The following is a 23,575-nucleotide window of genomic DNA, read 5'->3' as shown; positions in this document are numbered from 1 at the left end:
TGGACCTTAATCGAGGACCGCTCGGCTGGCTAGCGTGCCGTCATGACCGCTCGAACCAGCACCCGCCGCGCCGCCGGTACCCAGGCTCCGCACCTGCTCGCCGCCGGTGCGATGGCCCTGATCGGTACCTCGGTGGTGGCCTCCAGCCTGCTCTCGCACTACCCGTACGCCGGTGGCCAGGCGCTGCGCTACGGCGTGGCCGCGGTGATCCTGCTGCCGCTCGCCGCCTGGCGCGGCCCGCGGGTCGCGGTCACCGCCGGCGACCTGGTGCGCCTCGCGCTGCTCGCGGCGACCGGCATGGTCGGGTTCAACCTGGCGATCCTGGCCGCCCTGCGCACCGCCGAACCCGCCGTACCGGGCGTGTTCATCGCCGCCAGTCCGATCGTGTTCGCGCTGGTCGCGGCGGTGCGCGGCGGGTCGGCCGGTGCTCGGCGGCGGCCGGTGGTCGCCGCGGCGCTGGTCGTGGCCGGCGCGGCGGTGGTGCAGGGCTTCGGGGACAGCGACCTCGCCGGGCTCGGCTGGTCGGTGCTGGCCCTGGTGGGCGAGGTGGCGTTCTCGGCGCAGGCGGCGCCGCTGCTGCCCCGGCTGGGCGCGATCCGGGTGGCCGGGTACGGCTGCGCGCTGGCCGCCGTCGAGGCGCTGGCGGTGGGGGTGGCGATGGACGGGGCCGGCGTGGTGCGGGTGCCGACCGGCGTCGAGGCGGCCGGGCTGCTCTGGCTCGCGCTGCCGGTCACGGTGCTCGCCTTCCTCGCCTGGTACACGGCGCTCGGTCGGCTCGGTGCCGCCCGCGCCACGCTGTACTCCGGGATCACTCCGCTGGTCGCCGCGGCGCTGGCGCCGCTGCTGGGCACCGGCCGGCTCGGCCCGGGGCAGCTGGCCGGTGCGGTACTGGTGGCGATCGGGCTGCTCGTGGGGCTGGCGGGGCCCGGCGCGCTCGACCGGGTCCGGGTGCGCCGACCGGTTATGCTGCCGGCCGCACGGTGTGACACGGCGTCGGTGGGGGAGAGGGCGAGATGGCGATGAACGGGGCTCCGCCACCGGACGGCCGGGCCCGGCCACCGTACGGCCCGCCGGACGCGCCGGCGTACGGCCCGCCCGGGCTGCCGCCGTACGGCTCGGGGCCCGGGTTCGGTGGCCCGCCGGGCCCGGTCGGTCCGAACGTCCCGCTGATCGCCGACCAGCCGGGCGTCGACCACCCGCCGGCGGTCGGCCGTCCCGGTGGCCCGGTGGGCTGGCCGGCACCGGTGCCGCCCCGGGCACCGCGCAGGTCCCGCAAGGGCCTGATCATCGGGCTGGTCGGCGGGTTCTGCGTGCTGGTGCTGATCGGCTGCGCCATCGCCGGCTTCAACGTGTGGCAGCACCACCAGCAGGAACAGGCGACGCTCGCGATCTACCAGCGGATCGGCCGCCCGGACGGGTTCGACCCGCAGGGCGAGCCGCGGAAGCCGCACCACACCGAGCTGACGGCGAGCTGGACCGCCCGGTCCGAGCAGGGCGACGACCTGGTCGGTGCGACCGCCGACTGGCTGGGCAAGCACAGCAGGAACCCACCGAGCCAGCAGGACGTGCAGGACGCCTTCGCACACGGCCGCACCTTCTACCTGGACGATCAGGCGCCGGCCAACGTCGAGCTGAAGCTGTCCAGCACCAGCCCCGACTACCGGATCGACGTCTCGATCATCTCCTGAGCCGGGCCGGCCGCGCGCTCAGGCGATCCGGTAGCCGACGCCGGGCAGGGTGGTCAGCACCGGCGGCTCGCCGAGCTTGCGGCGCAGCCGGCCCACGGTCACCGTCACGGTGTTGGTGAACGGATCGGCGTGCTCGTCCCACACCCGGTCGAGCAGGTCCTCGGCGCTCAGGTAGCCGGGGCTCGCGCGCAGCAGCGCGGCCAGCACGGCGAACTCCTTGACCGACAGCTCGACCCGCCGCCCGGCGCGCGACACGGTGCGGCGCACCGGATCCAGTTCGATCCCGGCGACCCGCAGGGTACGCGGCCGGGCCTGCGGCCGGCGCCGGGCGAGCGCGTGGATGCGCAGGATCAGCTCGGGGAAGTGGAAGGGTTTGGCGAGGTAGTCGTCGGCGCCGGCGGACAGCCCGTCCACCCGGTCCTCCGGCGCTCCGGCGGCGGTGAGCATCAGCACCATCGCGCGGTCGTCCGGCTCGTCGGCGAGCGTTCGGGACGGCCGACCGTCGGTGATCATCCGGCACAGCGCGTCGCCGTGGATGCCGGGCAGGTCCCGGTCGAGCACCACCACCTCGTACCGGTTGCGGTCCAGCCGCGCGGCGCCCTCGATCCCGTCGTACGCGACGTCGACCGCCATCCCGGCGTCCCGCAGCCCCTCGGCGACCACCTCGGCGAGCGCCCGCGCGTCCTCCACCACCAGCACCCTCACGGCGCACCCCGTCGTACCCGCGCGACGCACCCGGCGGTTCCGGGCCGGCCGGCCGCCGGCTCGACGCGTGCGGCGTTCACGCCGCATCCCGGGGCAGTCGTACCGTCGCGGTCAGGCCGCCGGTCGCCGGGGCGGCGAGATCGAGGCTGCCGTGGTGCGCGGCGGCGATCGCCGCGACGATCGACAGGCCGAGGCCGGAGCCGGTGTCCGAGCCGGTCCGGTCGGCGGCGAGCCGGCGGAACGGCCGGGTCAGCTCGGCCAGCTGCGCCGCGTCGAGCACCGCACCGCCGGTGGCGATCGTCAGCCGCGCCTCGGCGCCGGTGGCCGCGGTGCTGATCCGGATCCAGCCACCCGCCGCGTTGTGCACCACGGCGTTGTCGACCAGGTTCGCCACCAGCCGGGCGAGCAGCGTGCGGTCGCCGGAGCCGACCGCGTCGTCGGTGCCGTCGAGCGTCACCGTCAGCCGGCGTACCGCGATCTGGTCGGCCCGGTCGGCGAGCGCGTCGGCGACCAGCCCGGCGAGCGGTACCGCGGTGCGCTCGCGCAGCGCGCCGTGCTCGGCGCGGGCCAACACCAGCAGGCCGGACAGCAGCCCGTCGACCCGGTCGAGTTCGGTGCGCAGCCGGCCGGCGAGAGCCACGGTCTGCGGTGCCGGATCGGGCTTGGCGACCGCGACGTCCAGCGAGGCGCGCATCGTGGTCAGCGGGGTGCGCAGCTCGTGCGAGGCGTCGGCGACGAACCGGCGCTGCGCGGCGAACGACGCCTCCAACCGCGCCAGCAGCCCGTCGATCGTGTCGGCCAGGTCCTTCACCTCGTCGTGCGGCCCCGGTACGGCCAGCCGCCGGTCCAGGTTCGCCGCGGAGATGGCCTGCGTGGCCGCGGTGATCTCGCGCAGCGGGCGCAGCACCCGCCGCGCCATGCCGGTGCCCAGGAGTACCGACAGCACGGCCATCACCGCGAACGCGAGCAGGCAGCCGAGCAGCAGCTGCCGGGTCTGGGTGGCGTGCGCGTCGGCCAGCTCGGCCTGCACCTGCCGCAGCTGGTCGCTGGTGCCACCGGTCCCGGGCACCTGCTGGGAGACCGACCGCCGGGACCCCGTCGCGAACGCGTACGCGAGCGCCAGCAGCAGCGCGCCGGAGCCCAGGAACAGCCCGGTGTACAGGGCGGTGAACCGGACCCGGACGGTGCGGCGGAGCGCGCGACGTGCCATCGCCCCAGCATGCCGCGCCCGACCTAACACCGGGGTGACAGGACGGCGCCGCGCCGCACCGTCGGCATCGACCGAGCCGCCCCAGAATCGGTCCAGCTACCTAGGCTGCCGAACGGGCCGAGACCGACCTCACCAGAACCAGCGAGACCGGCCGACCTCGGCACGGGCGAGTGGACCGCCCCGGTGCACCACGACCAGCGGGGCGCGACCCCGGTCGGGTCGCGCCCCGCTGGTGGCGCAGCCGTGGCTCAGCTCGGCGAGCCGTGCACCAGCACCTCGGTACTGTCCACGTAGAAGCAACCGGACACCGGCTGCTTCGCGCAGCTGATGCCGTAGTCGGTCACCTGCGAGCCGAGGATCGTGTACCGCAGGTACTTCACCCCGGTCGCACCGGCGGTCAGCGACACCGTCGTGTACGTGTGGAACGCGTCCGGGCCGAAGTGGCCCTTGGCCGCCACCGTCCAGGTCTTGCCGTCGGTCGACGTCTCCACCTGGTAGTCGCCGGCCGACGCCGACTGGTCGTCCCCGCAGGTCGCGGACGGGTCGATGCGCAGCTCGGAGATGTCCACCGCGGTGGGCAGCGCCACCGTGACGTGCCGCGGGTCGATCCCCACACCGTCCTTGCCGCCGACCACGTCGGAGCCCCAACCGTGCCCCTGCGTCGCGTCGTACAGGCCGTCCGGGCCGCAGTCGGGGGTGAAGTCGGGGCCGTTGAAGTCGGCGATGCTGGCGCCGCCGGACACCGCCGCCCAGTCGCGCACCAGCGTCCAGTCGGCCGTGGTGCCGCTGGACGACACCGAGACCGACCGCGCCGCGGACTGCTCGTACCCGGGCCCGCTGGCGAACACCTTCGGGTACGTGCCGGCCGGGATGCCGCCGATCGAGTAGTGCCCGTCCGCGTCGGTCACGCCGGCGAAGTCGCCGAGGTAGCCGGAGGCGTGCCCGCCGAACGCGACGGTCGCGCCGGACACCGCGCCGCCGTGGGCGTCGGTGACGGTGCCGGAGACCGTACCGGTCGGGGTGCCCTTGGCCGGCGGCATCGAGAAGTCCTCGACCGGCTGGGTGTCGTCACCCGACAGCGAACCGGCGAACCAGCCCATCCCGCGGTGCGCGAACACCTGCCAGATCGCCCGGTGCGCCCTGCCGTGGTTGACCACGGTGTCGGCCATCAGGATCGCGTTGCGCTCGTCCAGGAACGACGGGTTGTTCGCCGACAGCTCCATCGCCCGGGTCACCAGCGACTCGGTCAGCCGGCTGCCCAGCCGGGACCGCAGGTCCCACAGCGTCTCGGCCCAGATCTCGCCGTCGGCGTGCACCTCCGCGCCGCGCGCGGAGATCTTGCCGAAGTCGCCGTACGTGTAGCCGCCCGGTCCGGCCGCCTTCGTGCCCGGGCAGACCTTCGCCGAGGCGCCCACGGCGCAGTCCAGCGGCTGGGTACGGATGGTCTGCCCGTGCCCGACGTAGATGCCGATGTTCAGGTCGCCGGACCGGTACCGGCTGTCGGTGAAGTAGTGCTCGTCGACCAGGAAGTCGTAGGCGTAGAAGTCGCTCCACGCCTCGCCCATCGAGCCGGCCTGTACGTTGCCCAGGGTGGACAGCCCGTTCGCGTCCACCACCAGCCGGTTGGACAGCCCGTGGGTGTACTCGTGGTACACCACGTCCGCCTCGTCGCCGCCGTTTCCCGGGATGAAGCCGTCGGTCTGGTCGGCCGGGTCGTTCCACAGGTACATCTGCATCCGCGGCGACTGGCCGTCGGGCGGGGTGGCCATGTTCGCGTTGTCGACGTGCGCGGAGTCCGGCAGCCCGTCGGCGGTGTTCGCGCCGTCGTCCGGCTCGGCCTGCACCGCGTCGCCGTCCCGGACGTCGAAGTTGCCGGCCGCGCGGGTGAACCCGATCGGCCGCGCCGCCAGGTGGTCGTGGTACTTGCCGAGGAAGTAGAAGACCTGCGCGGCGTTCTGCTTCCGGTTGGCCTGCCAGGAGTTCGGCGTGTTCGGGTCCCACGAGCACGGGTACGCCGCCGAGCAGCCCTTGCCCGGGTTCTGCGCGTCGAAGGTGGTGAAGTCGAACGCGAACGAGCCGTTCGCGTTGGCCGGCACCTCCTCCCCGGCGTCCGGCTGGTCGTTGTCGTTGACGTCCGAATAGACGTGCGCGTTGGTGCCGTTCAGGGTGCTGGCACCGGGCGGGAGCCAGCCGGGCGCGGTCAGGCTGCGGCTACGGGCGGTCCCGCCGCGCCGCGCGCCCGGGTAGTTGTCCCAGACCGTCGCGCGGGCCGACTCGTTGTCGACCAGGTCCTGCCGGTACAGCACCCGGCCGGTGCGGGCGTCGAGCACGTGCAGGTACATCTCGCCCTTGGCCGGCGTGGTGATGGTCTGCCACGCGAGCCGCGGCCCGTTGACGGTCTCGAACACGACCTGGCGGGCGGTGTCGCCGCCGGCGAAGGTGGTCTCGCCGCCGGCCACCTTGGCCGGCTGCTTCGTCGCCGAGCGCCCGGCGTTGCGGACCGCGGCGCTGCGGGCCGCGGCGGCCGACAGGCTGGCCGTACCGACCGTGGCCGGCAGCGCCGCGACCGGCGAGCCGAGCACGCTGATCAACCGGCCGGTGCCCGACACGTTGGCCTGCAGCCCGTTGCCGAACACCGGCACCCCGGCCACGCTCTGGGTGTACGAGAGGTGGTGGGTGCCGGCCACGTCCACGTAGTCGCGGCGCAGGGTCAGGTCGGCCACCGCGGCGTCGGACAGGCCGAACACGTCACGGTGCGCGCGCACGTAGCCCAGCGCGACGTCGGTGGCCTTCGCCGACGAGGCGCCGGTCAGGTACCCGTCGGTGTTCGCCACCTGCCGCGCGGTGCCGGTGAGCGGGTCGATGTCGACGATCCCCTCGGTACCGAGCTGGTGCCGCAGCGCGGTCACGCCGGCGGCCGGCTTGGCCGCGGTACGGGCGTCGCGCGCGGCGAGGGTCCGGCGCGCGCCGGGGTCGTCGGTCCGGGCGTCGTAGTTGGCCAGCGGCAACGCGTCGGCGGACGCGGTCGCACCGCCGGGTGCGGCGTGGCCGGCGGGCGCCGACTGCGCGGGCGCCGCGGCGGCGAGCAGCAGCGCACCGCTGAGGCCGGCGAGGACGGGCAGCAGCCGGCGCCGTCGGCCGGCGGCTGTTCGGGACGGTGTTGACATCTGCACCCCTTGTTCTGAGGTCGATGGAACGACGGACACTGGGGATAAGTCGGCCCGCCCGAGGCAGAGTGCACCAGATGCGGCGCCGGTCACAAGGCAGGTTGGAGAAATGTCATCGCAAGTCCGGTTGGTCACCTGGCTCCCGCGGCCCGCCGGTGCCGGGATGGGACACGCCCGGGCCGTCGGCTCCGGTCCGACGCCGCGGTGGTGAGATGGCCTCATGCCCGACCAGCAGCCGTCCGACCAGCATCGATCCGACCCGCAGCCGCCCGCCGGTGACGGGTGGGTCCGGGTGCGGGTGCCGGCCACCAGCGCCAACCTCGGTCCCGGTTTCGACGCGCTCGGCCTGTCGCTCGCCCGCTACGACGAGGTCGCGGCGCGGACCACCGACGGCGGCGTCCGAGTGGTCGCCACCGGCGAGGGCGCCGACGCGGTACCGACCGACGGCAGCCACCTGGTCGCGGCCACCGTGCTGGCCACCTTCGACCGCCTCGGCCGCCGGCCGCCGGGGCTGGAGCTGCGCTGTACCAACCGGATCCCGCACGCGCGCGGGCTCGGCTCGTCGTCGGCCGCGATCGTCGCCGGCATCCTGCTCGCCGCCGCCCTGACCGGTACCGACCTGCCGACGGCGACCGCGTTGCGCTGGGCGGCGGCCGCGGAGGGCCACCCGGACAACGTCGCGCCCTGCCTGTACGGCGGGCTCACCATCGCCTGGACCGAAGCAGACGGCGCCCACGCGGTACGGCTGGAGCCGGTCGCCGGCCTGCACCCGGTGGCACTGGTACCGGCGGTGCAGGGCCGCACCGCGCAGGCCCGGGCGCTGCTGCCGGCGCGGGTGCCGCACGCCGACGCGGCCGCCACCGCCGCCCGCGCGGCGCTGCTGGTGCACGCGCTGACCGCGGCGCCGCAACTGCTGCTCGCGGCGACCGAGGACCGGCTGCACCAGCGCTACCGCGAGCCGGCGATGCCGGCCAGCCTGGCCCTGGTCGACTCCTTGCGCGCGGCGGGCGTACCGGCCGTGCTCTCCGGCGCCGGGCCGACCGTCCTCGCGCTCCTCAGTGGCGATGTTTCCGCAGGTCAGCGGCGTATTGACGAGGTGGTGGCGAACCTCGGCGCGGGATTTGTGACACTGCCGCTGGCGGTGGATGCGGCAGGCGCTAGAGTTTGCAGCTGAGTGGTCCCGTGGTCGGGGGGCCGGCCTTTCGCGCCGAGCGTCGCGTCCACGTGATCGTCGGCGGTGTCCGCTGCGGTGGCGTCGTCGCGGCCAGCCAGGCGCGGCGGGCGACACACGGGAACACATCCCACCCGGATGTTGTTGCCCCAGGTAGGCACCGACGACTACGCTCAACGGTGGTACAGCCGCCCGTCGCGATCTCCCCGGGCAAGTGCTCCCCAAGGACACGTTCTTTGTCGGCAGTGCATCTGTGCAGATCAATGCATCTGAACAGTCGACCGTCGCGAGGCCGATCCCACCGGGCGGGCTTCCCGAGAGACAGACTCCCGATGGTCCGGTTCCTCCCCCAAGTCAGCGGTCCCCGGTGGATGGCACGTATCCGCATCCGCAGGGTCGCGGGCCGGGGCTGCGAGCTGGGAGGTGTCGCACCCGCGGTTCATCATGGCGGCAGGTCCGGTCCCGCAGCACAGCGGAGCCGGTTCGGCAGCCAGGGCAGTACCAACCTTCGACGCGAGCGACGAAGGTGCACCCGAGGCTCGGTGTGAGACGACAGCACCACCGCCGAGGCCCGGTCAGAACGAGGGAAGGAATCCATTGAGCGACACCACCGACCTGAAGTCGGGTTCCGCCGAGGCGAGTGCGGACGCCGGTCAGCCTTCGACCGGCACCGGCACCACTCGGCGTCGGCGCTCCGGCACCGGCCTGTCGGCCATGCTCCTGTCGGAACTGCAGACCCTGGCTTCGTCGCTCGGCATATCGGGTACTGGCCGGATGCGCAAGGGCGAGCTGATCGCCGCCATCCAGGAGAAGCAGGGCGGTGGCGCGGCCGCCGCCGAGAGCCGGGTGCCGCGCCAGGCGGAGCGGACGACCGGCGCGACCCAGCCGGAGGTGGCCATGGCCGACCAGCAGGCACTGCCGGGTACCACTGCCTCGGCGTCCACCGGCTCCGGTGGCCGCAGCCGGCAGCGGGCCACCCGGTCCACCGCTGCGCCCGAGTCCCGCGGTGAGCGGGACACCAAGGCGCGCGGCGAGTCGAGCGAGTCCGCCCAGCCGGAGCGCGCGGAGCGTGCGGCGGCGTCGGACCGCGGCGAGCAGTCCCGTGCCGAGCGCGGCGAGCAGTCCGGTCGCGGCGAGGGCAACCGGGGCGAGGGCAACCGCGGTGAGCAGGGCGGTCGCGACGGCAACCGGGGCGACCAGTCCGGCCGCGACGGCGGCAACCGGAGCGACCGGAGCAACGACCGGCCGCGCGGCGACCGGCACCAGAACGACCGCAACAACGACCGGGGCGGCAACGACCGCGGTGGCCGGCACGACGACGACGGTGACGGCAGCGGCCGCCGCCGGGGTCGCCGGTTCCGGGACCGCCGGCGCGGCGGCAGCGGCCGGGAGCGCGGCGGCGAGAACGAGCCGCAGCTGTCCGACGACGACGTGCTGCTGCCGGTCGCCGGCATCGTCGACGTGCTGGACAACTACGCGTTCATCCGCACCAGCGGCTACCTGGCCGGGCCGAACGACGTCTACGTCTCCAACTCGCAGATCCGCAAGTACGGTCTGCGCCGCGGCGACGCGGTCACCGGCGCGGTGCGCCAGCCCCGGGAGGGCGAGCAGCGCCGCGACAAGTACAACCCGCTGGTGCGGCTGGACACCATCAACGGGATGGACCCCGAGGAGTCGAAGCGGCGCCCGGAGTTCTACAAGCTCACCCCGCTGTACCCGCAGGAGCGGTTGCGGCTGGAGACCGAGCCGAACATCTTCACCACCCGCATCATCGACCTGATCACCCCGATCGGTAAGGGCCAGCGGGCGCTCATCATGAGCCCGCCGAAGGCCGGCAAGACGATGGTGCTGCAGGCGATCGCGAACGGCATCACCACCAACAACCCGGAAGCGCTGCTGATGGTGGTGCTGGTGGACGAGCGGCCGGAAGAGGTCACCGACATGCAGCGGTCGGTGAAGGGCGAGGTCATCGCGGCCACGTTCGACCGCCCGCCGTCCGACCACACCACCGTCGCCGAGCTGTCCATCGAGCGCGCCAAGCGGATGGTGGAGCTGGGCCACGACGTGGTCGTGCTGCTCGACTCGATCACCCGCCTCGGCCGGTCGTACAACCTGGCCGCGCCGGCGTCCGGGCGCATCATGTCCGGTGGTCTGGACTCGACCGCGCTGTACCCGCCGAAGCGGTTCCTGGGTGCGGCCCGCAACATCGAGAACGGCGGCTCGCTGACGATCATCGCCACCGCGCTGGTGGAGACCGGTTCGGTGATGGACACGGTCATCTTCGAGGAATTCAAGGGCACCGGTAACTCGGAACTCAAGCTCGACCGCAAGATCGCCGACAAGCGGATCTTCCCCGCGGTCGACGTGAACGCCTCGAGCACCCGGCGCGAGGAGATCCTGCTGGCGCCGGACGAGCTCGCGATCGTGCACAAGCTGCGCCGGGTGCTGCACGCGCTCGACCCGCAGCAGGCGATCGACCTGCTGCTCGACCAGATGAAGAAGACGAAGACCAACGTCGAGTTCCTGATGCAGATCCAGAAGTCGACGCCGGGGGAGTAGCCCGGAGAAGGTTCGTCGCGCGGCCCGCCACCGGTTCCGGTGGCGGGCCGTCGAGCTCTCCGCCGTCCCAGCATGTGGTGGGTGCGGGTGTGGTCCGCCACCCTGCCGGCTCCCGGGCCGCCGTCGGGCGCCGGATCCGGCACGCTGGGGGACATGAGTCTGCTGGTCAGCACCGGGGCGCCGGGCCCGGTCGGTACCGCGCTGCCGACCCGGCTGGCGCGCTCGGCGGTCGGCGCCGTACCGCCGACGATGCTGATCCTGCTCGGCATCGTGTCCATCCAGGTGGGCGCGGCGCTGGCGAAGAACCTGTTCGGCGTGTTCCCGCCGAGCGCGGTGGTGGCGGTACGGCTGCTCGCGGCGGCGGTCGTGCTGGTCTGCGTGGCCCGACCCCGGCTGCGTGGGCACAGCCGGGCCGACCTGGCCATGGTGGCGGTGTTCGGGCTGACGATCGCGGTGATGAACTCGGCCATCTACCAGTCGATGGCGCGCATCCCGCTGGGCGTGGCGGTCACCGTGGAGTTCCTCGGACCGCTGATCGTCGCGGTGGTCGGCTCGCGCCGGCTCCGCGACCTCGCCTGGGTGGCGCTGGCCGGCGGTGGCGTGCTGCTGCTCGCGGAGGGCGGCGGTGGCGTCGACGCGCTGGGCATCGGGTTCGCGCTGCTGGCCGCGGCGGCCTGGGCCGGCTACATCGGCCTGTCGGCGCAGACCGGCCGCCGCTTCCCCGGTACCGGCGGGCTCGCGGTGGCGATGTCGGTGGGCGCGGTGGCCGCCGCGCCGCTGGGGATCGCGCAGGGCGGTGCCGCGTTCCTGGATCCGAAGCTGCTCGCGTTCGGCGCCGGGGTGGGCCTGCTGTCCTCGGCGCTGCCGTACGCGCTGGAACTGGAGGCGCTGCGGCGGATGCCGCCGCGGGTGTTCAGCATCCTGATGAGCCTGGAGCCGGCGGTGGCCGCGCTGGTCGGGCTGGTCGCGCTGGGCGAACTCCTGCGGGTACGACAGTGGGCGGCGATCGGCTGCGTGATCGTGGCGAGCATCGGCGCCACCCGGGGCGGCGGCCGCCGCTCCGCCGGCGTCGGCGAGGACTGACCCCGCGCGGGCGACCGATCCCGGTTTCGGCCCGTACCGGCGGTGACTGCCAGTAGCGTGGGTGCCGCGCGTCGCGGTGGGGTGACGCGGTGGCTTCGGCACCGCGTCCGGGGGCGGGGAGCGGGCAGATGCAGGGATTCTCCCGGGAACCGGGTACCGAAGGGCCGATGACCGAGGTGCCGCGGGCGAGCCTGCGGCGGATCTGGCGCTGGGCGGTGCTCGTCGCCGTCGGTGGTTTCCTGTTCGGTTACGACACCGGTGTCATCTCCGGTGCGCTGCTCTACATCACGCCGGACTTCCGGCTGAGCGCCGCGCAGCAGGGCAGCGTGGTCAGCGTGCTGCTGCTGGGCGCGATGGCCGGCGCGCTGCTCGCCGGCCGGGTCGCGGACCGGATCGGCCGCCGGGCCACGTTCGGGCTGGAAGGCGCGGTGTTCATCGTCGGTACCGCGATCGCGGTGTTCGCCGTGGACTTTCCGATGCTGCTGGTGGCGCGGCTGGTGCTGGGGCTCGCGGTGGGGTCGGCGTCGGCGACGGTACCGGTGTACCTGTCCGAGCTGTCCCCGACCGAGATCCGCGGCCGGGTGTTGACGCTCAACCAGCTGTTGATCACGATCGGCATCCTGATCGCCTACTTCGTCAACTTCGCCTTCTCGTCCGGTGGGATCTGGCGCGGCATGTTCGCCGTCGGCGTGCTGCCGGCGCTGCTGATGGTGCTGGCCGCCGCGTTCCTGCTACCCGAGTCGCCGGAGTGGCTGGGTACGCACGGGCAGCTGGACAAGGCGCGGGCGCTGGTGGCGTCGCTGACCAACGAGGCGACCGCGGACCAGCTGATCGAGCAGCGCCGCCGCCGCCGGCAGCAGCTCGCGGCGGAGCGGCCGGCGCAGCGCGGCTGGCAGCTGCTGCGCACCGCGCCGGTACGGCCGGCGCTGGTGGTCGGGCTGACCCTGGCCGCGGTGCAGCAGTTCGGCGGGATCAACACGATCATCTACTACGCGCCGACGATCATGAAGGAGACCGGCCTGACCGCCGGCAACTCCATCCTGTACTCGGTGGCGATCGGCCTGATCAACCTGGTGATGACGGTGGTGGCGATCAAGCTGATCGACCGGGTCGGCCGTCGGGTGCTGCTGCTGTGCTCGCTGACCGGGATGACGGTGACGATGGCGCTGCTGGGGCTGGCGTTCGTGGCCGGACTCGACTCGGTGCTCACGCTGGTGTTCATGGTGGCCTACATCGCGCTGTTCGCCGGCGGGATGGGGCCGGTCTTCTGGGTACTGATCGGCGAGATCTTCCCGCCGTCGGCGCGCGCGGTGGGCTCCAGCGCCTCCACCACCGTCAACTGGTCCTCGAACTTCGTGGTCAGCCTGGTGTTCCTGCCGGTGGCGAACCTGATCGGGCAGGGCCAGACGTTCTGGATCTTCGCACTGATCTGCGCGGTGGCGGTGTGGTTCGTCGGCCGGTACGTGCCGGAGACCAGGGACCGGGACGCCGCCCAGGTGGACGAGGCGCTGCAGCGGCGCTTCGGGCGCCGGTCGCGCCGGGCCGCGGGCGAGCAGCCGGCATGAGGCCGGCCTACCGGGATGCCGGTCCGTCCGGTGTGGACGAACGGACCTGCGGCGGCGGCGGGCCCGCCGTACCGTGGAACGGTCCGTACCCAGGAGTCCGTCGGGGAAGCAGGTAGAGCGTGCTAGCGATGACCGTGGTGCCGGGACGACCGGACAGTGCCGCCGCAACCGAGCGCGAGGAACCGGCGCCGGCCGACGGCGACGTGCTCGTGCAGGGCCTGGCGGTGGGGATCTGCGGTACCGACCACGAGGTGGTCGCCGGCGCGCACGGGGGGCCGCCGGCCGGTCGCTCGGAGCTGGTGATCGGGCACGAGTCGTTGGGCCGGGTGGTGTCGGCGCCGGCCGACTCCGGGCTGCACGCCGGTGACCTGGTGGTGGGCATCGTGCGCCGGCCGGACGACTGCGACTGCTGCCAGGCCGGGCTGTGGGACTACTGCCGCACCGGCAACTACGTCGAGCGTGGCATCAAGGGCGCGGACGGCTACGGCGCGCAGCAGTGGCGGGTGCCCGCGAGGTTCGCGGTGCGGTTGGCCGACAGCCTGGCCAGTACCGGCGTGCTGCTGGAGCCGACCACCGTGGTCGCGAAGGCCTGGGAGCAGATCGACCTGATCCGGGCCCGGGTGCCCAGCCTGCCGAACCCGGTCGCGCTGATCACCGGCGCCGGGCCGATCGGGCTGCTGGCGGCGCTGCTCGCGGTGCAGCGCGGCTACGACACGCACGTGTACGACCGGGTCTCGGACGGGCCGAAACCGCAGCTGGTGGCCGACCTCGGCGCCACGTACCACTCGGGCGAGCTGGCCGATCTCAAGCTCGCGCCGGACGCGGTGGTCGAGGCGACCGGCGTGGGCGCGCTGGTGTTCGCGATCAGCGAGATGACCGCGCCGAACGCGGTGATCTGCCTGACCGGCATCTCCTCGGGGACCAGGGACATCGAGGTCGGCGCGGACGAGCTGAACGCGCGGATGGTGATGGGCAACGACGCGATCGTCGGCTCGGTGAACGCCAACCGGACCCACTACGAGCAGGCGGCGACCGCACTGGAGAACGCGGACGTGCGCTGGCTGGAGCGGCTGATCAGCCGCCGGGTGCCGATCGCGTCCTGGCCGGACGCGCTGACCCGGCAGCCCGACGACGTCAAGGTGGTCGTCGACCTGTCCTGATCCGGCGGCACGCCGGCGCGGGCGAACCACGCCAGGCCGGCGTTGGAGTTTTCCTCCGCGTCACGGTGTGGTCTTGTAGAAAGTCATCCAGGTGCGATTGACTGGGCACTTCGTCGGCGGACGAGGTGCCGACAGTCACCTGGAGGAGTCATCGTGTCCGTCCCCGGGACACCCGTGGCCAGGCCATCGCGGCGGCGGCGCGGGATCGCCGCGCTCGCGGTGGCGTCGACCGTCGCGCTCGGGCTCACCGCGCCCGGCCTGACCCAGCCGGCCCGCTCGGCACCGCCGGTCCGCGCCGCCGCGGCCGTCGACACGGTGCCGAACTCGGTCGAGATCAACCGCACCACCCGGCCGGTCGCGCCGGGCGTCACGCTCGCCTCGTTCGACCGGTACGAGTCGGAGGGGTGGCTGCGGGCGCAGTCGCTGTCGGTGGACCTGTCCGGCGGCAACGGCGTCGACTACCTGTCGGCCGACCCGGTCGCGAGCGACCAGACGATCCGCGAGCAGGTGAAGGCGCAGCCGCGCGCGGTCGCCGCGATCAACGGCGACTTCTTCGACATCAACGACACCGGGGCGCCGGAGGGCGTCGGCATCTCCGGCGGCAACCTGGTCAAGTCGCCCAACGACGACTGGCACAACGCCGTCGGCATCGACGCGAACGGCGCTGGCCGCATCCTCCAGGTGTACTTCGACGGCACCCTGACGCTGCCGTCCGGCACGGTGAAACTGGCCCAGTACAACGGAACCCGGATCGGCACGGACGGGATCGGGGAGTACACCAGCGGCTGGGGTGCGATGTCGCGCACCCGGCCGGTGCAGACCTCCTCGGACACCGCGGAGGTGACCGTCCACGATGGACACGTCGCGGCCGCGGCCACCGCACCCGGCGCCGGCGACATCGCCAAGGGTGACTACGTGCTGGTCGGCCGGGAGGCCGGGGCGGACTCGCTGCGGGCACTCAAGGTCGGCGACCCGGTCTCGGTGTCGTACTCGCCGCGCACCAGCGACGGCTCGACGCTGCGCACGGCGATCGGCGGCAACCAGATCCTCATCAAGGACGGTGCGGTGCAGTCGCCGCCGGACGACCAGTACGCGGCGCGCGGCGCGGTCGGGTTCAACCGGGACGGCTCGAAGATGTTCCTGCTGACCGTGGACGGCAAGCAGACCAACAGCGCCGGCATCTACGTCGCGGAGCTCGCGAAGATGATGAAGGAGCTGGGCGCCTACAACGCCATCAACATCGACGGCGGCGGCTCCTCGACGCTGTTCGCCCGCAAGGTCGGCAGCACCGACCTCGCCCTGGAGAACAGCCCGTCGGACGGCTCCGAGCGGCCGGTTGCGAACGGCCTCGCGATCACCGCGCCGGCCGGATCCGGGCAGCTGACCGGGTTCTGGGTCACCACGAAGGCGGATCCGGAGAACGCGCCGACCGTCGACCCGCAGCCCGGCGGCCACCCGGACCGGGTGTTCCCCGGCCTGACCCGCCGGCTGTCGGCCGCCGGCTACGACGAGACGTACGGCCCGGCCGCCGGGACGCCCGGCTGGCTCGCCGCACCCGGTACGGTCGGCAGCGTCGACCGCGCCGGCGTGTTCCACGCCCGCCACTCCGGCACCGTCACGGTGACCGCCCATCGCGGCGCCGCCCGCGGAAAGGTGAAGCTGCACGTGCTGGGATCGCTGACCCGGATCGGCGCGGACACCGGCCGGGTCGGGCTCGCCGACGGGTCGGCGACCGGTGACTTCGGTGTCGTCGGGTACGACGCGTCCGGCTACACCGCGCCGATCGAGCCGGCCGACGCCAGCCTCGACTACGACCACTCGCTGCTGTCCATCGGTACCGACGCGGACGGCAACTTCACCGTCAAGGCGAAGAAGGACTCCGGTTCCACCCTGGTGACCGTCCACGTCGGACGGTTCAGCACCCAGGTGCCGGTGACGGTCGGGCTCACCGACGAGCCGGTCGCGAACTTCGACGACGCGGCCCAGTGGAGCTTCAGCGCCGCCCGCGCCACCGGTTCGCTGTCGGCCGCCGCGGACGGGCACACCGGCACCGCGCTGTCGATGTCCTACGACTTCACCCAGTCGACCGGTACCCGCGCCGCCTACGCGAAGCCGCCGGCGCCGATCACCGTGCCGGGTCAGCCGCAGGCGTTCGGCATGTGGCTGTACGGCAACGGGCACGGCGAGTGGCCGACGCTGGACTTCATCGACGCGCAGGGCACCCACCAGTTGCTGCGCGGTGACTACCTGACCTGGACCGGCTGGAAGTACGTCGAGATCCCGGTGCCCGCGGGCGTCGCGTATCCGTTGACACTGAGCCGGTTCTACGTCGCCGAGACCCGCGCGGACACCCAGTACCAGGGCTCGCTGATGCTCGACGACCTGGTGGCGAAGGTACCGCCGGCGGTGGACACCCCGGCCGCGCCCACGGTGCGCGACCCGGTGGTGATCCAGAACGGTACGCTCGCCGGCCGGCACTGGCGCTTCGCGGTGATGTCCGACGCGCAGTTCGTGGCCCGCGATCCCGACTCGGCGATCGTCGCCTCGGCCCGCCGCACGCTGCGCGAGATCAGGGCGGCCAAGCCGGACTTCCTGATCATCGACGGTGACCTGGTCGACGAGGGTTCGCCGGCGGATCTGACGTTCGCCCACCAGATCCTCACCGAGGTGCTCGGCGACGCCGTGCCCTGGTACTACGTGCCGGGCAACCACGAGGTGATGGGCGGCAAGATCGGCAACTTCACCGCCGAGTTCGGCCCGGCGCAGCAGGTGTTCGACCACAAGGGCACCCGGTTCGTCACCCTGGACACCTCCAGCCTGGGCATCCGTACCGGTGGCTTCGACCAGATCGAGCTGCTGCGCAAGCAGCTGGACGCGGCGGCCACCGACCGCTCCGTATCGTCGGTGGTGCTGGTCGAGCACGTACCGCCACGCGATCCGTTGCCGCAGCAGGGCAGCCAGCTGTCCGACCGCAAGGAGGCGGCGCTGGTCGAGTCCTGGCTGGCCGACTTCGGCCGCCGTACCGGCAAGGGCGTCGGCTTCGTCGGCGGCCACGTCGGGGTGTTTCACGCGTCCCATGTGGACGGTGTGCCGTACCTGATCAACGGCAACTCGGGCAAGAACCCGGCGGCGCCGGCGGACCAGGGCGGGTTCATCGGCTGGACCGAGTTCGGTGTGAACCCGGTCTCCGCGCACGAGCAGGCGCAGCGGCGGGCCGACCCGTACGGCGCCGGGCCGTCCGACTGGCTCGCCGCCCGGATCCGGCCGCAGACCGACACCGTCACGCTCACCGCGCCGGCGACGCTGTCGGTCGGTGGGCAGGGCACGGCGTCGGCCACGCTGACCCAGCAGGGCGACACCGTGCCGGTGGCGTACCCGGTCAGCGCCGACTGGTCCGGCTCCCGTGGCGTCCGGTTCGGCGGGCGGCACGGCGGCCACGACATCGTCGCGTACGACCCGGTGTCGGGCACGGTGACCGGGCTGCGCCGCGGCACGGCCACGCTCACCGTGGACGTCAACGGTGTCCGGGACACGGTGACCATCACCGTCGGCTGACCGCCGGCACGTTCGAGGGGCCGGAGCCAGCGCTCCGGCCCCTCGGAGTGACCGGCACCACGCCGTCGCGTCGGCGGGCCGCTGCGGTCGCCGACCCGAGCAGCGGCAGGCGGCCCTGACGGCGAGGCGCCGTGCGGCGGTCCGAGGGTGGCGTCGCTGGAAAGGACGCCGGCACCCCGGGCATAAGTGGCGGGGTGGGGGCGTTACCCAGGCGGTGTGGTCGTGTGAGCGCGTGCCACACTGGTACGACGGCCCGTTTGAGGTTCCGGTTCACGCCGCGGCGACAAGCGCCCGGCGACCCGGCGACCTACCTGGAGAGGACCCCCATGAAGAGTGGCATTCACCCGCAGTACCAGGCAACCGAGGTGACCTGTTCCTGCGGCAACTCGTTCACCACGCGCAGCACCGCGTCGGGCGGCTCGATTCACGTCGAGACGTGCAACGCCTGCCACCCGTTCTACACCGGCAAGCAGCGCATTCTGGACACCGGCGGCCGGGTCGCCAAGTTCCAGCAGAAGTACGCCAAGGCCCGCGCCGCGCAGGCCAAGGCCGGCAAGTAGCGACCGCGACGGCGCTCGCCGCCCGATCCGTGCCCGGATCGGCGGTGGGCGCCGTTTCGTCTGTCCGCGGGGTCGGTCGACCCGGTCCCGGTTCGCGCGATGGTGAGGGGGAGCGATGGACACGCCCGGTGGTGACCGGCTCGGTGAGCTGCGCAGCGAGTACCAGCAGCTGGAGCAGCGGCTCGCCGATCCCGTGCTGCACGCCGACGCCGGCGAGGCGCGCCGGGTGGGTCGCCGCTACGCGGAGCTGGGCCCGATCGTGCGCACCGCCGGCGAGCTGGACACCGCCCGCGCCGACCTGTCCGCCGCCACCGAACTCGCCACCGAGGACGCGTCGTTCGCGCCCGAGGTCGACGCGCTGACCACGATGATCCCCAAGCTGGAGGAGCGGCTGGCCGAGCTGCTCGCGCCGCGCGACCCCAACGACGGCAAGGACGTCATCCTGGAGATCAAGGCGGGGGAGGGCGGCGACGAGTCGGCGCTGTTCGCCGGCGACCTGCTCCGGATGTACCTGCGGTACGCGGAGCGGCACGGCTGGGTGGCCGAGGTCATCGACGCCGAGGAGACCGACCTGGGCGGCTACAAGGACCTGTCGGTGGCGATCAAGACCAAGGGCATCCCCGAGGGCGGTATCGGGGTGTGGGCCCGGCTCAAGTTCGAGGGCGGCGTGCACCGGGTCCAGCGGGTACCGGTGACCGAGTCGCAGGGCCGCATCCACACCTCGGCGGCCGGTGTCCTGGTGCTGCCCGAGGCGGAGGACGTCGACGTCACGATCGACCCGAACGACCTGCGCATCGACGTGTACCGCTCGTCCGGCCCGGGCGGCCAGTCGGTCAACACCACCGACTCCGCGGTGCGCATCACCCACCTGCCGACCGGCATCGTGGTCTCCTGCCAGAACGAGAAGTCGCAGCTGCAGAACAAGGAGCAGGCGCTGCGCATCCTGCGGGCCCGGCTGCTCGCCGCCGCGCAGGAGGAGGCCGACGCCGCCGCGTCCGACGCCCGCCGCTCGCAGGTGCGCACCGTCGACCGGTCGGAACGGATCCGCACCTACAACTTCCCGCAGAGCCGCATCACCGACCACCGCATCGGCTTCACCGCCTACAACCTCGACCAGGTACTCGACGGTGACCTCGACGCGGTCCTCGACGCCCTCGCCGAAGCCGACCGCGCCGCCCGACTCACCGGCACCGAACTGCACCGGTAACGACGCTGCGGCCGTCCGGCGTCGAGCTTCTCGGTAAGGGACGTCTCCCCGGGGGACGTGCGCGAGGCCGGCCCGGCCGCAGCGCCACTGTCAGGAAGCCCGTGCCGCGTGCTTCGCCGCGTACATGGCTCGGTCGGCGAGCTCGAAGCCGTTCTGCACGCCGGAGCGCAGGTCGAGCTCGGCCCAACCGATGCTGACGGTGATCGGGGTGCCGGGCACCAGCGCGTCCCAGTCCTCGGTGCCGAACGCGCCGACCACCCGGTTGCCCACCTCGTACGCCTCGGGCAGCTGCGCGCCGGGCAGCACCACCACGAACTCGTCCCCGCCGTAGCGGGCGACGAAGTCGCCGCGGCGCATCACCCGGGCCAGCAGGCCGGCGGCGCGTTGCAGCACCGCGTCGCCGGTGAGGTGGCCGTGCACGGTGTTGACCGCCTTGAACGAGTCGAGGTCGAGCACCCCGATCACGCCCCGCTCGCTGCGGTCGGCCATCGCGGCGACGTGCTGCTCCAGGTGCCGCCGGTTCGGCAGTCCGGTGAGCGGGTCGGTGAGCGCCTCGTCGGCGTACCGGGCGACGGTGGCGCGCAGGTCGTCGTGGTCCAGGCGCGCCTCGACGCCGTCGATGAACAGGTCCCGCAGCCGGTCGATGGCCTGCGCGGTGAGCCGGAACGCCTCCCGGTCGGCCCGGTGCGCGGCCGCGTGGTCGCCGGCCGCCGCGTACGCCAGGGCGCGCAGCCGCGGCGGCTCGGAGGCGCCGAGGGTACGGGCGTCCACGCTGATGCGTTCCAGCCGGGTCACCGCCTGTTCCGGCCGGCCGTCGGCGATGTCCAGGCAGACCGCGCCGAGCGCGCGCAGGTCGCCGACCAGCGGGTCCTGGCTGCGCGGCTCGCCGAGCCACGGGTACGCCGGCATCGCTGCCGGCTCGCCGAACGCGCTGAGCCGGGCCAGCGCGTACCCGACGTAGGGCCGGTCCATCTCGGGCAGCTGGGCCTGCGCCTGCTGCGGCGCGCCGGGTAGCTGGCCGAGCACGTCGCGCAGGATCCGGATGCAGCCCTCGGCGTCGCCGCGGTGGTCCAGCGACACCGCGAGCCGCACCCGTACCTCCGGGATCACGTACTCGGCGCCGGGCAGCCCGGCGGCAGCCGCCATCCGCCGGCCCCGGTCGACCGCGCCGAGCGCGTGCCCGTGGAACCCGATCAGCGAGTACGTGGTGGCGAGGTCGATCCAGGCGTCCGCCGCCTCCGGTACCGGCCGGCTCACCATGCCCAGCGAGCGGGAGCTGCGCACCAGGTGGGTCACGCAGCGGTCCAGCGAACCGCCCAGATAGGCCACGTACGCGGCGTGTGCGTGCAACTCGCCCAGGTGGCTCGGTTCCGGGTATTCGCGGATCAGCTCGAACGCCCGGTCCAGCGCCGCCGGGCACTCGTTGTAGCGGCCGAGGTTGATCAGGCAACCGATCTTGGCGAGGATCGCGTACGCCAGCGTCGGGGTGTCACGCGACTCGCCGAGGACGCGGTCGACGAGTCGTTCCGCCTCGTCGGACCGGCCGGCCCGGATGAGCCGGCGCACGTCGTCTCGATAGTCGTCGGCCCGCGCCGCCAAGCCGGCACTCGGCCATGCCACGCTGCGACCTCCCCCGGCTGTCCATCCGACCTGCCGCACGGCCCGGCGCGGTCCGGCGTGGATGATGGATGCGTGCAACGAGAAGACCGGATCGGTAGCGCTCCGGATACGCCAGACCGTACGCCAGCGAGGGTCGTTCTGGCCAGCGCTGCCCGACTTCTCGAGGCGGCCGGGCTGCCGACCCCGCGCGTCGACGCCGAACTGCTCGCCGCGCACGTACTGGGCGTTACCCGGGGCAGGTTGGCGCTGCTCGACGACCTCGGCCGGGCCGATCGGGACGAGCTCGACGAGCTGGTGGCGCGGCGGGCCGCCGGCACGCCGCTGCAGCACCTCACCGGGGTTGCCTACTTCCGTCACCTGGAGCTCACGGTCGGGCCGGGCGTGTTCGTACCCCGCCCGGAGACCGAGCTGCTGGTCGACGCCGGCCGGGCGCTGCTGAGCCGGCCCGACCCGCTGGTGGTCGACCTGTGCGCCGGTTCCGGCGCGCTCGGCCTCGCCATGGCGAACGAGACGCCGACCGCCCGGGTGGTACTGGTCGAGCACGACCCGGCCGCGCTGCGCTACCTGCGCGCCAACGCGCGGGCCCGGCAGGCGGCCGGCGACCCACCGGTACGGGTGGTCGACGCCGACGTCACCACCGACCCGCTGCTGCCCGAGCTGGCCGGCACCGTCGACCTGGTGCTGACCAACCCGCCGTACGTGCCGGCCGGTACGCCGCTGCCGCCCGACGTGGCCGGCGCCGACCCGGACCGCGCGCTGTACGGCGGGGCCGACGGACTCGCGGTGATCCGGCCACTGATCCGGCAGGCGGCCCGGCTGCTGCGGCCCGGCGGCGCGCTGGTGCTCGAACACGACGACACGCACGGCACGGCGGTGCCGCGGCTGCTGGTCGCCGCCGGGTACGCCGACGTCGCCGACCACCGCGACCTCGCCGGCCGGGACCGGTACTCCACCGCCCGGTGCCCATCGGCGGGGTGGAAGACTGCACCCTCGTGACGTTGTACGACTGCCGCACCGAGGCGGGCCGCGCCGCCGGCCTGGCCGCCGCGGCCGCCACCATCCGCGCTGGCGGGCTGGTCGTGTTGCCCACCGACACGGTGTACGGGATCTCCGCCGACGCGTTCGACCCGGCCGCGGTGCGCGCGCTGCTCGCCGCGAAGGGGCGCGGCCGGGCCATGCCGCCACCGGTACTGGTCGGTGAGCCGGAGCAGCTGGCGAAGCTGGCGCCCGCGGCGCCGCCGGTCGCGCACGCGCTCGCGGACCGGTACTGGCCGGGTGGGCTGACCATCGTGGTGCCGCACGCGCCCGAGTTGACCTGGGACATCGGTGACACCGGCGGTACCGTCGGGGTGCGGATGCCGGCCGACGAGATCACCCTGGAGCTGTTGCGCCAGACCGGCCCGCTCGCCACCTCCAGCGCCAACCGCACCGGGGTCGCGCCCGCGGCCACCGCCGCCGGTGCCCGGGATCAGCTGGGCGACGCGGTGGCCACCTACCTGGAGGCCGGCGCGAGTACCGGCGGGGTCGCCTCCACGGTGCTCGATCTCGCCTCGTCGCCGCCGCGGCTGATCCGGGCCGGCGCGGTCCCGGCCGCCGAACTGCGCGGCCTGCTGCCGGATCTGACCGACTCGGTGTCCGCCTCGTAGCGGCCCGGTGCGGGCAGGATGGAGTGCGGGTGGGAGGACAGGAGGATGACGTGGCCGATCCCGAGGTGAGGCAGCCGCCGTTCTCGGTGCTGCACGTGTGCATGGGCAACATCTGCCGCTCGCCGATGGCGGAGCGGCTGCTGACCGCCCGGCTGGCCGACCTGCTCGGCCCGACCGACCCGGCCCCGCCGGCCCTGCTGTACAGCCACAGCGCCGGCACCGGTGGCTGGCACGCCGGCGAGCAGATGAACCCGCCGGCGGCGCGGCAGGTCGCCGCGCGCGGCGGTGACCCGTCCGGGTTCACCGCCCGGCAGCTGCACGGCGAGCACATCGACGCCTCCGAGCTGATCCTCACCGCGACCGGCGAGCAGGCGAGCTACGTGGCCGCGCTGCGGCCGGACGCGGCCGACCGGACGTTCACCGTCTGCGAGTTCGGCCGGCTGCTGCACGAGGTGGACGCCGATCAGTTGCCGCCGGCGGCGCCGACCCCGGCGCAGACGATGACCAGGGGAGTGGCGCTGGTCGCCGCGGCCAACAAGGCGCGCGGCGGTACCGGCCCCGGCCCGGACGACGACCTCGACGACCCGTGGGGCCTGGGTGACCGGTTCTTCGACCGGATCGCCGACGACATCGAACTGCCGCTGCGCAAGCTGGTGCGCATCCTCACCGGTCGGTGAGC

At 73.6% G+C, this 23,575-nt stretch carries 17 protein-coding genes; 13 read left to right on the top strand and 4 right to left on the bottom strand.

Features of this window, described 5'->3' with window-relative positions; all coding sequences use genetic code 11:
- Positions 1–42 precede the first annotated feature (42 nt).
- Positions 43–1,023, top strand: a complete 981-nt coding sequence (locus NUM_RS07830) for a DMT family transporter (RefSeq protein ID WP_207124082.1) — start codon at positions 43–45, stop codon at positions 1,021–1,023.
- A complete protein-coding gene (locus NUM_RS07825; protein ID WP_207124080.1) occupies positions 1,014–1,688 on the top strand; it encodes a hypothetical protein in 675 nt (224 codons plus the stop codon). Before NUM_RS07830 ends, NUM_RS07825 begins: the two co-directional genes overlap by 10 nt.
- Before the next feature lie 18 nt (positions 1,689–1,706).
- Here NUM_RS07825 and NUM_RS07820 read toward each other — a convergent pair whose 3' ends face one another.
- The 3 genes from NUM_RS07820 to NUM_RS07810 all read right to left on the bottom strand — a co-directional run bounded on the left by NUM_RS07820 (position 1,707) and on the right by NUM_RS07810 (position 6,770).
- The gene (locus tag NUM_RS07820; protein WP_207124078.1) at positions 1,707–2,393 is read right to left on the bottom strand and encodes a response regulator transcription factor; all 687 of its coding nucleotides are present in this window, start codon (positions 2,391–2,393) and stop codon (positions 1,707–1,709) included.
- A 76-nt stretch (positions 2,394–2,469) separates the two neighbouring features.
- A complete protein-coding gene (locus NUM_RS07815; protein WP_207124075.1) occupies positions 2,470–3,603 on the bottom strand; it encodes a sensor histidine kinase in 1,134 nt (377 codons plus the stop codon).
- Between the two features lie 248 nt (positions 3,604–3,851).
- Positions 3,852–6,770: a M36 family metallopeptidase gene (locus NUM_RS07810; protein ID WP_207124073.1), complete on the bottom strand. Its 2,919-nt coding sequence runs from the start codon at positions 6,768–6,770 to the stop codon at positions 3,852–3,854.
- 220 nt (positions 6,771–6,990) lie between these two features.
- Here NUM_RS07810 and thrB point away from each other — a divergent pair, with 220 nt between their 5' ends.
- From thrB to prfA, 8 genes are all read left to right on the top strand, one after another.
- A complete protein-coding gene (thrB, locus tag NUM_RS07805; protein ID WP_207124071.1) occupies positions 6,991–7,944 on the top strand; it encodes a homoserine kinase in 954 nt (317 codons plus the stop codon).
- A 594-nt stretch (positions 7,945–8,538) separates the two neighbouring features.
- A complete protein-coding gene (gene rho / locus NUM_RS07800; protein ID WP_225918402.1) occupies positions 8,539–10,500 on the top strand; it encodes a transcription termination factor Rho in 1,962 nt (653 codons plus the stop codon).
- Between the two features lie 153 nt (positions 10,501–10,653).
- On the top strand, positions 10,654–11,583 hold the full coding sequence (locus NUM_RS07795; RefSeq protein ID WP_207124066.1) for an EamA family transporter: 930 nt from the start codon (positions 10,654–10,656) through the stop codon (positions 11,581–11,583).
- A 167-nt stretch (positions 11,584–11,750) separates the two neighbouring features.
- Positions 11,751–13,148 (top strand): sugar porter family MFS transporter, encoded by a 1,398-nt coding sequence (locus tag NUM_RS07790; RefSeq protein WP_207124065.1) that lies wholly within the window; start codon positions 11,751–11,753, stop codon positions 13,146–13,148.
- Positions 13,149–13,267: 119 nt separating this feature from the next.
- Positions 13,268–14,308, top strand: a complete 1,041-nt coding sequence (locus NUM_RS07785) for a glucose 1-dehydrogenase (protein ID WP_370466941.1) — start codon at positions 13,268–13,270, stop codon at positions 14,306–14,308.
- A 153-nt stretch (positions 14,309–14,461) separates the two neighbouring features.
- Entirely contained in the window at positions 14,462–17,863 is a 3,402-nt protein-coding gene (locus NUM_RS07780; protein WP_225918401.1) for a phosphodiester glycosidase family protein, read from the top strand.
- Positions 17,864–18,189: 326 nt separating this feature from the next.
- Positions 18,190–18,423: a 50S ribosomal protein L31 gene (rpmE, locus tag NUM_RS07775; RefSeq protein WP_030448053.1), complete on the top strand. Its 234-nt coding sequence runs from the start codon at positions 18,190–18,192 to the stop codon at positions 18,421–18,423.
- Positions 18,424–18,538: 115 nt separating this feature from the next.
- Positions 18,539–19,630, top strand: coding sequence for a peptide chain release factor 1 (prfA, locus tag NUM_RS07770; RefSeq protein WP_207124061.1), 1,092 nt, complete (start codon positions 18,539–18,541; stop codon positions 19,628–19,630).
- A 90-nt stretch (positions 19,631–19,720) separates the two neighbouring features.
- Here the strand turns inward: prfA and NUM_RS07765 are convergent, their stop codons facing one another.
- Entirely contained in the window at positions 19,721–21,250 is a 1,530-nt protein-coding gene (locus tag NUM_RS07765; protein WP_225918400.1) for a GGDEF domain-containing protein, read from the bottom strand.
- 72 nt (positions 21,251–21,322) lie between these two features.
- On the opposite strand from NUM_RS07765, the gene prmC reads away from it, so the two are divergent.
- The 3 genes from prmC to NUM_RS07750 all read left to right on the top strand — a co-directional run bounded on the left by prmC (position 21,323) and on the right by NUM_RS07750 (position 23,573).
- On the top strand, positions 21,323–22,246 hold the full coding sequence (gene prmC, locus NUM_RS07760) for a peptide chain release factor N(5)-glutamine methyltransferase (RefSeq protein WP_370466940.1): 924 nt from the start codon (positions 21,323–21,325) through the stop codon (positions 22,244–22,246).
- Positions 22,243–22,896, top strand: coding sequence for an L-threonylcarbamoyladenylate synthase (locus NUM_RS07755; RefSeq protein WP_225918399.1), 654 nt, complete (start codon positions 22,243–22,245; stop codon positions 22,894–22,896). Before prmC ends, NUM_RS07755 begins: the two co-directional genes overlap by 4 nt.
- Before the next feature lie 65 nt (positions 22,897–22,961).
- Positions 22,962–23,573: an arsenate reductase/protein-tyrosine-phosphatase family protein gene (locus tag NUM_RS07750; protein WP_225918406.1), complete on the top strand. Its 612-nt coding sequence runs from the start codon at positions 22,962–22,964 to the stop codon at positions 23,571–23,573.
- Positions 23,574–23,575 lie beyond the last annotated feature (2 nt).

Origin of the sequence: Actinocatenispora comari (genome assembly GCF_017312725.1) — a bacterium.
Taxonomy (GTDB): Bacteria; Actinomycetota; Actinomycetes; order Mycobacteriales; family Micromonosporaceae; genus Actinocatenispora; species Actinocatenispora comari.
This window is presented reverse-complemented; position numbering and strand designations above follow the sequence as displayed.